Below are 274 nucleotides of genomic sequence, written 5' to 3'. Positions count from 1 at the left end.
AGGAGCTGTTTAGGGTAGAACCGGTAACTGGGGCTAAGTCGTAACAAGGTAGCCGTACCGGAAGGTGCGGCTGGAACACCTCCTTTCTGGAAAAGACCCTGTCACTCAGGAGCCTTACATACTTCAAACATGTACTACATACGCGTAGTAACAAGTTCATTGACATGTTGAGCAGAAATTGTAACAGAAGTACTTTTAAAGTACAAAAGTAGAGTAAGTGAATAAGGGCGCACGGGGGATGCCTAGGCTCTCAGAGGCGAGGAAGGACGTGATA

1 rRNA gene is annotated in these 274 nt (G+C 47.1%); it reads left to right on the top strand.

What is annotated here, in order from left to right:
- A 16S ribosomal RNA gene (locus JYB62_RS19745) occupies nt 1-86 on the top strand; the annotation flags it as partial.
- Nucleotides 87-274 lie beyond the last annotated feature (188 nt).

Origin of the sequence: Algoriphagus lutimaris, from assembly GCF_017051705.1 — a bacterium.
GTDB classification, from domain to species: Bacteria; Bacteroidota; Bacteroidia; order Cytophagales; family Cyclobacteriaceae; genus Algoriphagus; species Algoriphagus lutimaris.
This window is presented reverse-complemented; position numbering and strand designations above follow the sequence as displayed.